Raw genomic sequence first — 13,426 nt, 5'->3', positions numbered from 1 at the left:
GATGAGAGTATCCTGATCTTTGAAGCTTGCCGCCACTTCTTCAATGAAGAAGCGTGTTCACCTGCTCTAGCAGCTTCAATTGAGGCATTCAGAGAAAATAAATTCGTTTGTTTTATATGTCTTCAATCTTTACTAAAACCGCTTGAATGTCTTTATTTTGCTGATCCATTCATCCATTAGTACTCCTTCTGTTTAGCCTTTTCACCAAGGGTATGATGTTCTTAGCAAGGGTGACCATTTCCTTGCCTCTATACTAGTCCTCGTTCCACTTTCCGTAGTAAAGGACTTCATTTTCTCGACAGTGGCGTGCTGGATTCACTTAGAATACATGAAAATATCTCGATTCCAAAGTAATATCTTACCTTTATAAATCGGTATAAATACTGGGAAATAAAGAATTTTATAGGTATGATATGAAAATATTTTATTACAAAAGCTGTTCGTAAATGAAGCATGTTAAAATATGCGGATGTGATTATGCTACAATTGTAAAGATTGCAATTGAAATTCATATCTTAGGGAAAAGTAATTATATTAGTATTTAGGAGGGGTTTGTGTGTACCATCTCTTTACACATAATGATTTAGATGGAGTCGGATGCGGTATTGTAGCGAAGCTGGCATTCGGGGAAGAAGTAGTGGTTAGTTATAATTCAATCGGGAGACTTAATCAGAATGTAGCAGCATTTCTTGAGCAGGCCAAAATTGAGGATACGTTGCTGGTTACTGATCTTTCAGTTGATGAAGATAATGAAAAAGCGATTTCACAGTTTGTTGAAGATGGAGGCAAAGCGCTTCTGATTGATCATCATAAATCAGCGTTGCATTTGAACGAACATGAATGGGCATCTGTAACAGTCGAGCAGGAAGACGGTAAACAAACAGCAGCGACTTCATTATTCTATCAGTATGCAGTTGAAAAAAAATTGTTGGAACCTTCGCGGATTGTTGCTGAATTTGTTGAATTAGTTCGTCAATACGATACTTGGGAATGGGAAGTAAACAAAAATTTAACGGCAAAACGGTTAAATGATTTGTTCTTTATGATTCCGATTGAGGAATTTGAGATGAAAATCGCCCATAAATTATCAACGGCTGAAAGCTTTACTTTTGACGAAGTTGAGCAAACGCTTTTGGATGTTGAGGAAAGCCGGGTTGATCGGTACATAAACAGGAAAAAAAGAGAAGTCTATCAGGCTACGGTTGGTCCCCATACAGCAGGTGTGGTCCATGCTGAGTCCTATCATTCGGAATTGGGAAACGAACTGTCCAAAGAGTTTTCCCATCTGGATTATATTGCAATTCTAATGGTCGGAAGTAAAAGAATCAGCTTTCGGACAATCCATGATGACATAGACGTTTCTGAGGTTGCAGGTAAATACGATGGGGGCGGTCATCAAAAAGCCGCAGGTTGCACAATGTCCGAAAAGGCATACAGTCAATACGTAGAAAAGACCTTCTTTGCCGAGCCTATTAAACGCGATGCTCATAAAAACCAATTGAATATCAAGGAATCCCCAGAGGGTTGCCTGTATTCAACGAGAGAAAAACAAGATATTTTCATCTATGAAGATGAAGAAGAAGAATGGATTGTGGAGATCAACGGAAAACAACAGAAAAAAACATTTGATACATTTGGGGAAGCGGATAAATATATAAAGCGGAAATACGCTGCGTGGCTGGCCCATGATGAAAGATACGAAGAGTTTGTCAATAGAGGGTGAATAGGAAAACGGCTGTCCGAATGTGGGCAGTCGCTTTTTGTTGTGTCTCTAAGACGGAAACCTGACACTTTGTGTAGAATCATCCATAAATCGAAGGAAACGAAGATAAATGGAGACTTTCCGTAGATTAAACTGAAATTTCGTAGATAAAAAGAAAGATTCGTTGATAAAAGTTGTTGATCCTACTCATTTACGTAGGATTGGACTGAACTTTCATAAAAATCAGGCTCAAAAGGGATGCCTTTTGAGCCTGTTTAAGCTATTTCACCTTTTAAGTGGGACAGGATGTACGATGGTACGGGATTGTTTTTTTGGTATAGAATTTTGGCGATGAAGAATTGCGTTGATTTCGCCACCGATTACAAAGATCAGACCACTCAAATACAACCATAACATTAAGATGATAACGCCCCCTAAACTGCCGTAAGTGGACGAATAGTTAGCAAAGTTGCTGACATAGAATGAGAATCCAAGTGATATTCCGAGCCACAGTACGGTTGCGGTCACGGCCCCAGGGATAACGTGTTTAATTGGAAAACTCTTATTCGGTGCAAAGCGATATAAAAAGGTCAATACTAGTGAGATAACGACAACTGCAATGATCCACCGTAATAAGCTGAATAGACTTTGCATTTCTTCAGGAAGCGAGATGACTTGTTGTAATAAATCGATGATCACTTTCCCAAAAACGGGCAGACCTAACATAACGATAAAAGCTACAACCAAGCCTAAGGTTAAGATAATAGAAATAAAGCGGGCTTTAATGAAGTTCCTTGTTTCTTTCACATCATAAGCGATGTTCATTGAATGAATAAACGCATTCATACCGTTTGAGGCTGACCATATGGTGCCTAGGAAACCGAAAGTAAGTAAGCCGCCGTTCCGCTCACTTAATATGTTGATAATATTTTCCTCGATGACTTCCACCGTTTCCGTTGGCATGAATGTTTTTATAGTATCCATGGCTGTCTGAATGTCGATATTCAAATAAGGTAAAATCGAAAGTAGTAAAATGAGCAAAGGGAATAGTGCGAGTAAATAATAATAGGCCTGTTCTGCTGCCAACCCTGTTACACGATCTTCTTTTATTTCTTTGATAAGCTGCTTGCTGAATTTTATCGACTTATTCATCCGGGCATCACTCCTGAATAGTTACTAAGGTTATCTGCTTCTTTTCCCACAGTTCAGGTAAGTTAATCCTCCTATCTAAAGAAAAGAAAAGAAAATGGAAGGTACTTTTTTAAAAAAGGTCTTGATAACCCTTCAGGTTGTCTTTCATTGTATATCTGTTGGTTTTCTTATACTTGTAAGAACAATATAACCCGCAATTATTCCTGTAATTGAATTAAATGTGGTTGATCCATCTGCTCCGAAGTATCCTCCCCAAACCAATGTGGAGAAAGGTAATTCGAATTCAATTATTTCAGTGAAATACAAAATTGGAATAATGGACATGTAAATGAACGGTGATCCAAGGATGAGTAACCTTAGCCAATTCATTTTCCAGTGACCTTTTGTTAAAAAGTTTTTCACGATACTAGGTATCGCGAATATGCCCCCGATGAAAATTGGAAAGAAAGATTGAAACAAAAAATATCCCTTAATCTCATATGTTTCGCGACTAATTAATTCTAGATGATGTTGGTACTTTAAACCATATAATAATACACTTAATAATAGAATTAAGTAGGATAAATAACTAATTGTTCTTTTCCAAGAATGGCTCATAAAATGTTTCCCCCCCCGTCTTTTTACTATTATACGGGAAAATAAGGAAAAAGTTTCGGCGGTTAACATTTGCAGAGCTTTAAAGAAGAAGTGTAAAGAAAGGCCGAACATTTTGTCCGACCTTCCTCTATTACACTTCTTCTTTTTGTTGTTCCTTTTGGACCTTTGGCGGCGTCCATTTGAAGATTTTATTGAGGATATTATAGATATGTTTGGATTCTTTTGTAAGGATCGGTCCAAGAATCGCTAAGGTCAAAACATATAGTGCCGCAAACGGGGTTAGTATTGGCATTAAACCACCTGCAATACCTAGATTGGCGAGAATAATGGAGAATTCACCACGTGAAACAATAGTTAAACCGATATTGGCTGAGGCTTTGTGAGATAAACCAGATTTTCGTCCGGCTATCATACCAGCGACAAAGTTACCGATTATAGTGATGATAACGGCTCCAAGGACCATCCAGACAGCTCCACCAAGGGTAGTTGGATCAATGCTCAAGCCAAAGCTGAAGAAGAATATGGCGCCAAAGAAGTCTCTAAAGGGAATGACAAGTTTTTCTATCCTGTCGCTGTGTTCCGTTTCAGAAAAGACTAGACCAAGCAGTAATGCACCGATGGCCTCTGCAACGTGAATTGTTTCTGAGAAACCTGCGACAAAGAATAGCAAGGCAAACACAACAATAATAAATATCTCATCAGAGGATATATTAAATAATTTGTTGAGTAAACCAGAGGCTTTCCGAGCTATTACGAAAAATATCAGCATATATCCGATGGCGATGAAGGTAGAAAGTAGCGTTCCCCAAATGGAACCAGAATCGCTTAATACCAATCCAGATACGACTGATAAATAAACAGCAAGGAAGATATCTTCAAACATGATGATACCAAGAATGAGCTCTGTTTCGTTATTACCTGTTCTTTTAAGATCGACAAGGACTTTTGCTACAATGGCACTTGATGAAAAGCTGATAATCCCTGTTAATATTAGAACTTCTCTTAAAGGTAGTCCGAGTAGGAAACCATATAGTAAGGCCATTCCAGCGTTGATTAAAATGTAATACGTTCCGCCTGTTACTATATTTTTCCCTGACTTCATTAGCTTTTTAACGGAAAACTCAAGACCTAAGTAAAATAAAAGGAACAATATCCCGATTCTTCCGAGGAACGCTATGATTTCATCACTTTCGATGAAGCGCAGATCAATCAATCCGAAGTTTGGAGCATGGGGGCCAACGAGCATGCCAATGATAATTAATAATGGAACATTTGATATTTTAAATTTACCTGCAACGAGAGCAGCTAATGCTACTAGAAGCAGGGCAGTTCCTACTTCAAAGACTAAATGGTCCATATGTGCTTAGTCACTCCTTTCGTCGGTCAAAAGTTCTCTTGTCAGGTTACGGATATCTTTTCTTTCACCAGATATTACTAGCGTATCGCCTGTTTCGATGATAGAGTCTGGACCAGGATTGTTTAGTTGTTTTTTTCCTTTTTTCGAATGGGCAATAACGGTTACGTTGTAATTGCTCCGAATATCAATCGAACCTATTGTTTGATTGATTGCTCTTGAACCTGGTTCCACCTTGAACCATTCAATAACCAAGTCGCCTAATGACATCTCAATCGTTTCAAGCGCTTGTGGTTTGTAAACCATACCGCCTATGATGGAAGCCATTTGTCGCGATTCCTGATCGTTAAGGGTGATGCTCGATATAACTTCTTCATGTTCATTATCAAAATGGTACAATTCCCGACGACCATCATCGTGAATGACAATCACTAATTTTTCATCATTTCTCGTTATGATTTCAAATTTTTGGCCAATACCAGGAAGTTCGCTTTCTCTAATTTTCACTGGAATTCCTCCTTAAGATAGTTGGTTAGAGTTTTAGAAGATAGAAATATGTTTATAAATTAACGTCAATAATCGTTTTGAATTTCTTCTCCTTAGAAATGCCAATGTATTTTAGTGTCTCTGATGGACTTGAATGATGGTAATGCTTTTGTATCAAAGAAAGAGACACTCCTTGTTTATAGGCATGATAGCCAAATGTTTTGCGCATCGAACTCGCTCCGAATTTACCTGTCAGACCTGCACCTTCCACAGCATCATGAATGATTCGGTGAGCCTGTTGGCGCGTAATCGGCTTTTTTGTTTTAGGGGATAGAAATAAAAATTGACCTTCGATAACCTTCGAGCCTTTTAGGTATTCTTGTAAGGCGGTACGAACTTTCAAGTTCAAATAAATTTGAGTGACTTCTTCATTCTCCATTCGTTGCTCATAAAACTCTTTGATTTTTCCTGTTTCATCGAGAACGTTGGAAACAGTGATTTCCAGCATTTCATTTATCTTCATACCCGTATTGATTCCGAGTACAAATAATAAATAATCCCGACTGGAGTGAGCTCGTAAATACGTTTTTATTTTGCTGATTTGATTGATATCCTTAAAGGCTTCCACATATTCCATAGATCTTCTCCTCTTACCAATGTAACATAATTATATTATATCACAAATTATGTTACATTGCATGTATTAAGTCCTATAAGAAAGATTCCCCCAAAAAAAGCAACTCATATGGAAATAAAAAAGTGGTGTCCAAAAGTAAACCTTCTTTTACTTATTCTCTACCTAAACAAGAAAAAATATATCAGTTTAGTGTGTTATATCTTACTAAAATGAGGGGATGTAAGGCATTTCTAAAAAAAATGTAGTTTGGCAGCATAAAACATAAAAAAAGAGGGAATCCCTAAGTTGGAATTCCCTCTCTTTTTTAATAGACTGCTTTTTGTAATTTATGAATGACCTCAAGTGAAAGGCCAGTTCCTATGGCAACTGATTCAAGCGGGTTATCAGCAAGTTGGACTGGTACTACAATTTCATTCGTTAGCCAATCTTGTATTCCATTAAGGAGTGCACCTCCACCAGATAAGATGACACCTTGATCAACAATATCACCACTTAATTCAGGAGGACAGTCTTCCAAAGTGGCTCTGATTGCTTCTAAAATATGAAGAAGCGATTCCTGGATTGCTTCCTGGACGTCAGTGGATGATATCGTAATCGGTTTTGGAAGACCAGTTACAAGGTCGCGACCTCTGACTTCCATGGTCACAACGGAATGTTCAACGAGGGCGTAGCCGATTTCCATTTTTATTTGTTCAGCTGTCCGTTCCCCGATTAACACATTATGTTTTTTTCTTACGAATTGGGAGATATCTTCATCCAATTGATCTCCGCCAATTCTGATGGAATTACAAGAAACTACGCCGCCGTAAGAAATAATTGCCACCTCAGTTGTACCACCGCCGATATCAACGATGACATTAGCAACTGGCTCTTCTACAGGCAGACCTGCCCCGATTGCTGCTGCTACTGGTTCCTCAATAAGGTGGACCTGCTTGGCTCCACAGCTTTTGACTGCATCCTGAATGGCTCTTCTTTCCACAGATGTTGAGCCTGATGGTGTACAGACTACTACACTTGGCTTTCGAATTGATAAGCCTAAAGCCTTGCTTGCTTTTTTCATGATTTCCCGTAGCATTTGTGCGGTAACATCAAAATCCGCAATGACCCCGTCCTTTAGTGGCCGGATCGCAACGATATTTCCAGGTGTTTTTCCAATCATGTTTTTTGCATCCACACCGACTGCTAATACTTTATTAGTCTCTATATCAATGGCCACAACAGATGGCTCATTAAATACGATTCCTTTATTTTTACTGTAAACTAGCGTATTTGCAGTTCCTAAGTCAATGCCTATTTCTGTATTTGATAACATTTAGTCACCCCTCCATAAGAGTTTGACCCCTATATAATCATTCTACCTTGAACTGTGAGTTTGTGGGGGTGGGAAATCTAGTAAATAGTGGAATTGCTGCGCTGTTCTTTTTCATAAATGGAAAACATGATGAAATATAAAACGGCGCTTGCGATTGCCAGCGCACTAAGAATGCCAAATGTCCAATTGTAACCAATCCATCCTGTCATGGGAATGGCCAATGGTGCTAACATTCTACCAATTGTGAAACGCAAGCTTGCTGCAGCAAAATATTGCCCCCGCATATGTGCCGGAGCGAGCTTGGATACAAATCCCTGCTGAATGCCCTCTGTCAAAAGCTCAGCTAATGAAAACAAAGCAATTGCGATAAATAACCCCCAAATCCATTGTGTCGATCCAAATAAAATTATCGAGAAGCAGTAGGTAATTGAAGAGGCAATGAATACGTTTCTTTCTTTATAGACGGACGTCCATTTTGTGACAGAAATGGTTAAGAGCGCAACGAATAATCCATTTTCTGCAAGCAAGAGTCCAAAAGTCTGCTCTGCTTTTAAGTTGAACGAAAATACAGATTGCGGGTCGACCATTTCTATAATATATACGGGAAACAATAAATCAAGCTGCATGAATGTCTGATAGATCAATACACCAGCGATGATAAAGAGCAGAAAGACCTTATCGCGGATAATCACCTGATAGTCCCGTATCTGGTTCAGTAAAAAAGAAAAGCCATTTTGCTCTTTTTCGGGGGTTTTTGTTAGAAAAGCTGTTTCGGTTACCCATCTTTGCAGAATGAAACCAAGAAGGATATTAATGATGGCGGCAATCCCTAACAGCTCGAATCGGTGTTTAGCATAAAAAATGCCTCCTGAAATTGGACCTATGACCACTGCAATGTTGATGGAGGTATAAAAAACAGCAAAACTTTGCTGCGATCTTTTTCTGGAATCACGTCGGCGACCATCGCCTGGCTCGCTGGATTATAAAAGGCGCTGAATATACTTACCGCGGTGAAACTAACAAATCCTATAATCGGAGAATCAAGCCAAGGAGAGCTGGACCAAGCAAAGAAGATGTAGGCGAAGCCCTGCCCGAATGTTGAAATAACCATCATGCGTTTTCTCCCAAATCGATCTGCACAATAACCGCCAAATAAATTGGCCAAAACGGCAAAAAACCCCAGGCGAAAACAAGAGAGGGTAGTAGACTTGAAACAGGTTATTTTATGTTAAGATGAAAGATGAAATTATGGTAGATAAAGAAGGGTAATAATATGAAAACATATTTAGTTGAGAGTAAGATTTTTAGAGTTATTTTCACCGCTTTTCTAGCTTTCATAGGTGGGTTCGTGTTTAATCGTCTTGGAATATATTTACCGTGGATGCTCGGACCATTATTTGTGGTGATGATTGCTAAAATCAAATTAGGAAAGTACATGTTATGGTCTAAACCCTTTAGAAGCACTGGATTGGTTATTCTTGGTTTACAACTAGGAAGTTCATTCACGAAACAATCGTTAAATGAAATGATTGAATATTTGCCCATCATGCTTTTTACGACGGTTGCTATCATTTTATTTACGGTATTAACTGGTTGGTTTGTTGGAAAGCGAATGAATTTATCTTTGAGTACGTCCATGCTTGGCAGTTTTCCTGGTGGTCTGTCTCAGATGGTGGTCCTAAGTGAGGAAATGAAGGATAGTGATGAAACAATTGTTGGCTTCATGCAGACGCTTCGAGTCATCCTTGTTATATCCATTGTTCCCTGGCTTGTGACTCACGTTATGACAGTTGATTCGGTTGCGGTAGTAAGTGTTTCGGATCGGCCCTTTTTCATGTTTGATTATGATTGGAAATTAGCCATTCTGATGATTGTAACCTTTCTATTATTCATTTTCATCACCAAAAGGGTAAACTTCCCGCTGCCATTTTTACTTGGGCCTCTCATGGCGGCAGCCCTATTTAATTTGGCAGGACCTGGGGCACCGCAAATTCCTGATTTTTGGTTGAACTTTTCACAATTGCTGATTGGCACGCATTTAGGGTATACATTGAAGGTCGACAATCCTCGACTTTTCAGAAAGATGTTCGGAGCAGTATTCGTTAGTAATGTCCTGTTAATTGGATTTTGTTATTATCTTTCGATTCAGTTTGCTCCCATCCTATCTATACCGGCTAACGAATTGTTTTTAAGTATGGCACCAGGCGGTGTGGCAGAAATGGCAGTAACAGCTATGTCTGTTCATGTGGATTTATCTGTGGTCACTAGTTTCCACTTATTCAGAATTTTATTCATTTTATTTTTACTCTCACCCATCATCAAATGGCTGGATGGTAGAAATATATGGTACCAGAAAAAAGAACGAGGCTGACATGCTTCGTCTTTTTTTTGTCTAAATATTTTTCATTTTAATAGATTAATAAGAAAAGGGTGAATGAGATAGAGCGGAGGGCACATTGGAACAATAGAGAAGATATCGTAAAATTCCTTTTTAAACAAGGTTTTTATGGAAAAAATTAATATATAAAAACAGGGCGGCTTGAAATTCCCTTTTGACGGAAACTTTGTCTGAACTGAAATATGCTATGGAATCTGTCCTTAATAAGGAGTAAAGCAGGTAGATTTTGTGATAATAGAATGAAATTTTAAATTCTATCCAATGGAATAGTAAAATAATACTCATTTTTTTCAAACTTCATCCGATATAAAGGGCAGATAAGACTTTTAATGAATGGGTGAGTATTATGGATATAACATCGGTTTTGGGAGTAGTTCTAGGGATTGTGGCTATTTTAGTGGGAATGGTATTGAAAGGCGTAAGCATTACAGCGCTGATTAACCCGGCAGCTATCTTGATCATTATTGTAGGGACAATAGCTTCTGTTGTAACGGCTTTCCCTTTTTCAGAATTAAAAAGATTGCCAAAAATATTAAAAGTTTTATTCTTAGAACAACAATTAACAAAGCCTGAAGAACTAATTAAAACCTTTTCTGAATGGGCGGTCATTGCCAGAAAAGAAGGCTTATTGGCTTTAGAAATTATTTCGGATCAAGTCGACAATACCTTTTTGAAAAATGGGTTGAATCTTGCGGTCGAGGGTCAGAGTGCTGATTATATTCGTGATATTTTAGCAGAAGAAATAGACGCAATGGAAGAACGTCATCTAAGCGGGGCTGCAATTTTTAGTCAGGCTGGCACATATGCACCGACACTTGGAGTATTGGGTGCGGTAATCGGGCTGATCGCTGCATTAGGTAACATGGCTGATACCGAGGCATTAGGACATGCCATTTCTGCAGCGTTCGTAGCAACCTTGATGGGAATTTACACAGGGTATGTGTTATGGCATCCATTTGCGAATAAGCTTAAGCGGAAATCGCAACAAGAAGTCCGGATAAAAGAAATGATGATAGAAGGAATTTTATCGATCATCGAAGGGGAAGCGCCAAGAACGATAGAACAAAAACTAACATCCTATTTGCCTGCTGAAGATCGTAAAAAGTGGTTAGAAGGCGATGTGAGAGAAGATGGCTAGGCGGAAAAAAAAACAGCGGCATGAAGAGCATATTGATGAGTCATGGTTAGTACCTTATGCCGATATCTTAACTTTGCTTCTTGCACTTTTTATCGTCCTTTTCGCTTCGAGTTCGGTTGATGGAGTTCGATTCCAACAATTATCTAATGTGTTTAATCAAGTGTTTACGAGCGGGACGGGATTTATGGATTTCCCCAGCGATTCTCCCAGCAATAAACCAACATCACCGGAACAAAGTACAGGGGCAGAAGAACTTAAGAGGTTAGGTAAAAGCGAAAAGAAACAGCTTACAGAGGTTCAGGAACGTGTAAATGCATATATTAAAAAGAACGGTTTAACAGATAAATTGGGTACGAACCTCACGGATGAAGGCATGCTGATATCAATTAGGGATAATGTGCTGTTCGAATCAGGCGTGGCAGAGGTTAGAAGTGAAGATCGAAAAATGGCTAAGGAAATTTCAAATCTTCTAGTTATGGACTTACCCAGAAACATTATAATAAGCGGACATACCGATAATATACCGATTCAGACTTACAGGTATGATTCGAACTGGGATTTAAGCGTTATGCGTGCGGTTAATTTCATGAAACTTCTCCTCGGAAATAAAGACTTGGATCCCGAAATGTTCAGCGCAAAAGGTCATGGGGAATTTAAGCCAGTTGCTTCTAATAAAACAAAAAATGGAAGAGCGAAAAACCGGCGTGTTGAAATACTGATTGTTCCGCGGACGGCAATAAATGAGTGAAAACCTGTCTGGTATGGACGGGTTTTTCTTTTTTAAAGGAGTATGTATGGAAAGAGAATATACAAATGTTATGGAAGAGATTGTTGTGACTTGGGTGCAGATTTTAATGGCTGGAATGGAATATCAAACGTTTTGCTCGTGCAACAAATGTAAGAATGACATTATCACATTATCTTTGAATGCCCTGCCCAATTATTATGTAACAACGGAAGAAGGGCGGAAGCGGATATTTGAAAACTTGAATACAGATGAAAACCGAAAGTGGATTAACAAAAGACTTATTAGTGCCATACATGTGGTAGGTAAATTCCCCAAACATAATCAGAATAGAACATGACAGGAGCTCAGAGTCTTGGATCAAAAATCATCTATAAATTTAATAACCTTATACGAGAGTTATTGGTATATATATGGAGGACATTATTATTTTTTATCATTTCCCACCAGAAGACTCCCTCTTAAAGCGTGTGAAGGGCGAGAGCACAACGGTAAGGGGGAGATGAATGGCGGTTGGCATAAGCCAAAGTAATCTTTTTGCAAACGTACATTCGATGGTTAATAATAACTATAAGGGGGTGAAACCAATGGTCGTAAACAAAGCTTATAAATTTCGAATCTATCCAACTAAAGAACAACTAGTTCTAATCAATAAAACGATCGGCTGCTCCCGTTTTGTCTATAACTTCTTTTTAGGCAAACAAAAGGAGAAAGATGCCTACTGGTATATTTGTGAAGAAATGAAGCAGAACGGCCAATTACCCTCTAATGAACGGAAAGGTTCTTTTCTGAATAAATACGAAACAATCAAAGAACTTCCAGCTTTAAAGAAAGAGTACTCTTTCCTGAAAGAAGTAGACAGTATTGCCTTACAGAAATCGGTGGAAAATTTAGCAGATTCCTATAGTTGATATTATAAAAAGCAAAACAAGTCACCACGCTTCAAATCGAAAAAGAATCCTATCCAGTCCTATACGACTAAACATACGAATGGGAATATTGGAATTTTTGGAAACAAAATCAAATTGCCAAAACTCGGTCTAGTTCGTTTTGCTAAAAGCCGCGAAGTCGAAGGGCGAATCATCAATGCCACAATTAGGCGGAACCCTTCGGGTAAATATTTCATTTCCGTTTTAGCCGAAACCCATGTACAAGTACTTCCTAAAACGAATCGTTCGTGCGGTGTAGATGTTGGTTTGAAGAACTTTGCTATTCTTTCAGATGGTACGGTCTATCAAAACCCAAAATTCTTCCGGACGGTCGAAAAGAAATTGTCCCAAGCACAACGGATTCTTTCAAGGCGACAAGAAATAGCCTTGAATCAAAATAAACCATTGGCTGAAGCCAAAAACTATCAAAAACAAAAACGAAAAGTGGCTATCCTACACGAAAAAATTTCAAATGCCCGAATGGATTACTTACATAAAGTTTCTACCGAAATCATTAAAAACCACGATGTTATTGGAATGGAAGACTTGCAAGTGTCGAATATGATGAAAAATCAAAAACTAGCTAAAGCTATTAGTGAAGTATCTTGGTACCAATTCAAAAAAATGTTGGAATACAAAGCAAAACGGTATGGTAAACAAATCGTGACCGTATCTAAAACGTTTGCTTCTAGCCAATTGTGTTCTAGCTGCGGTTACCAAAATAAAGACGTTAAACATCTGAATCTTCGTGAATGGGATTGTCCTTTTTGTTCTACTTGCCACGATCGAGATATTAACGCAGGACTCAATCTAATGAATGAAGCCTTAAGGCTTCTAACCGTAGGAACTACGGGAGTAGCCTAATTAAAAATTGGCCGATAGGCTAATGTTCTTAGGAATCCCCCACTTCAATCGGACCGTAAGGTCGATAAGTGGTGGGTAGTTCAAGTGTTTATTTATTCTACATGAGGGAACA

At 38.6% G+C, this 13,426-nt stretch carries 11 protein-coding genes and 2 pseudogenes; 6 read left to right on the top strand and 7 right to left on the bottom strand.

All coding sequences use genetic code 11. The features are described 5' to 3' along the window. Positions 1-556 precede the first annotated feature (556 nt). Complete coding sequence (locus JFU24_RS13660) at positions 557-1,723, top strand: DHH family phosphoesterase (protein WP_201183042.1); 1,167 nt, start codon at positions 557-559, stop codon at positions 1,721-1,723. Between the two features lie 264 nt (positions 1,724-1,987). Here the strand turns inward: JFU24_RS13660 and JFU24_RS13655 are convergent, their stop codons facing one another. The 7 genes and pseudogenes from JFU24_RS13655 to JFU24_RS13625 all read right to left on the bottom strand — a co-directional run. Continuing rightward, entirely contained in the window at positions 1,988-2,854 is an 867-nt protein-coding gene (locus JFU24_RS13655; RefSeq protein ID WP_190270389.1) for a YihY/virulence factor BrkB family protein, read from the bottom strand. A 144-nt stretch (positions 2,855-2,998) separates the two neighbouring features. Beyond that, a complete protein-coding gene (locus JFU24_RS13650; RefSeq protein WP_201250106.1) occupies positions 2,999-3,451 on the bottom strand; it encodes a hypothetical protein in 453 nt (150 codons plus the stop codon). A 130-nt stretch (positions 3,452-3,581) separates the two neighbouring features. Further along, positions 3,582-4,808 carry a cation:proton antiporter gene (locus JFU24_RS13645; RefSeq protein WP_056522512.1) on the bottom strand — a complete coding sequence of 409 codons (1,227 nt, stop codon included), beginning with the start codon at positions 4,806-4,808 and terminating at the stop codon, positions 3,582-3,584. A 6-nt stretch (positions 4,809-4,814) separates the two neighbouring features. Continuing rightward, positions 4,815-5,312 carry a cation:proton antiporter regulatory subunit gene (locus JFU24_RS13640; RefSeq protein WP_053344355.1) on the bottom strand — a complete coding sequence of 166 codons (498 nt, stop codon included), beginning with the start codon at positions 5,310-5,312 and terminating at the stop codon, positions 4,815-4,817. A 52-nt stretch (positions 5,313-5,364) separates the two neighbouring features. Continuing rightward, positions 5,365-5,928 carry a tyrosine-type recombinase/integrase gene (locus JFU24_RS13635; RefSeq protein ID WP_053344356.1) on the bottom strand — a complete coding sequence of 188 codons (564 nt, stop codon included), beginning with the start codon at positions 5,926-5,928 and terminating at the stop codon, positions 5,365-5,367. Between the two features lie 304 nt (positions 5,929-6,232). Beyond that, complete coding sequence (gene mreBH / locus JFU24_RS13630; RefSeq protein WP_201222260.1) at positions 6,233-7,240, bottom strand: rod-share determining protein MreBH; 1,008 nt, start codon at positions 7,238-7,240, stop codon at positions 6,233-6,235. A gap of 77 nt (positions 7,241-7,317) precedes the next feature. Further along, positions 7,318-8,382, bottom strand: a pseudogene (locus tag JFU24_RS13625) (MFS transporter); the annotation flags it as partial. A gap of 131 nt (positions 8,383-8,513) precedes the next feature. Here JFU24_RS13625 and JFU24_RS13620 point away from each other — a divergent pair. The 5 genes and pseudogenes from JFU24_RS13620 (at position 8,514) to tnpB (ending at position 13,314) form a co-directional block, all read left to right on the top strand. Beyond that, on the top strand, positions 8,514-9,611 hold the full coding sequence (locus JFU24_RS13620; RefSeq protein WP_201183036.1) for an AbrB family transcriptional regulator: 1,098 nt from the start codon (positions 8,514-8,516) through the stop codon (positions 9,609-9,611). Positions 9,612-9,984: 373 nt separating this feature from the next. Beyond that, the gene (motA, locus tag JFU24_RS13615) at positions 9,985-10,776 is read left to right on the top strand and encodes a flagellar motor stator protein MotA (RefSeq protein ID WP_057218176.1); all 792 of its coding nucleotides are present in this window, start codon (positions 9,985-9,987) and stop codon (positions 10,774-10,776) included. Continuing rightward, the gene (gene motB / locus JFU24_RS13610) at positions 10,769-11,524 is read left to right on the top strand and encodes a flagellar motor protein MotB (RefSeq protein WP_201183033.1); all 756 of its coding nucleotides are present in this window, start codon (positions 10,769-10,771) and stop codon (positions 11,522-11,524) included. The genes motA and motB overlap by 8 nt, the downstream gene beginning before the upstream one ends. A gap of 46 nt (positions 11,525-11,570) precedes the next feature. Continuing rightward, complete coding sequence (locus JFU24_RS13605) at positions 11,571-11,861, top strand: late competence development ComFB family protein (protein ID WP_242485337.1); 291 nt, start codon at positions 11,571-11,573, stop codon at positions 11,859-11,861. A 247-nt stretch (positions 11,862-12,108) separates the two neighbouring features. Next, positions 12,109-13,314: pseudogene (tnpB, locus tag JFU24_RS13600) on the top strand (IS200/IS605 family element RNA-guided endonuclease TnpB). The last annotated feature ends 112 nt before the right edge of the window (positions 13,315-13,426 follow it).

The organism is Peribacillus sp. TH27, assembly GCF_016650915.1.
Classification (GTDB): Bacteria; Bacillota; Bacilli; order Bacillales; family DSM-1321; genus Peribacillus; species Peribacillus butanolivorans.
Note: the sequence above shows the minus strand (reverse complement) of the source record. Positions and strands in the feature narration are given on the sequence as shown.

Bases quoted from the DNA above. Each gene is read 5' to 3' on its own strand.
- JFU24_RS13655 (WP_190270389.1), bottom strand. From the start codon at position 2,854: ATGAATAAGTCGATAAAATTCAGCAAGCAGCTTATCAAAGAAATAAAA.
- JFU24_RS13650 (WP_201250106.1), bottom strand. From the start codon at position 3,451: ATGAGCCATTCTTGGAAAAGAACAATTAGTTATTTATCCTACTTAATT.
- JFU24_RS13645 (WP_056522512.1), bottom strand. From the start codon at position 4,808: ATGGACCATTTAGTCTTTGAAGTAGGAACTGCCCTGCTTCTAGTAGCA.
- JFU24_RS13635 (WP_053344356.1), bottom strand. From the start codon at position 5,928: ATGGAATATGTGGAAGCCTTTAAGGATATCAATCAAATCAGCAAAATA.
- mreBH (WP_201222260.1), bottom strand. From the start codon at position 7,240: ATGTTATCAAATACAGAAATAGGCATTGACTTAGGAACTGCAAATACG.
- JFU24_RS13620 (WP_201183036.1), top strand. From the start codon at position 8,514: ATGAAAACATATTTAGTTGAGAGTAAGATTTTTAGAGTTATTTTCACC.
- motA (WP_057218176.1), top strand. From the start codon at position 9,985: ATGGATATAACATCGGTTTTGGGAGTAGTTCTAGGGATTGTGGCTATT.
- motB (WP_201183033.1), top strand. From the start codon at position 10,769: ATGGCTAGGCGGAAAAAAAAACAGCGGCATGAAGAGCATATTGATGAG.
- JFU24_RS13605 (WP_242485337.1), top strand. From the start codon at position 11,571: ATGGAAAGAGAATATACAAATGTTATGGAAGAGATTGTTGTGACTTGG.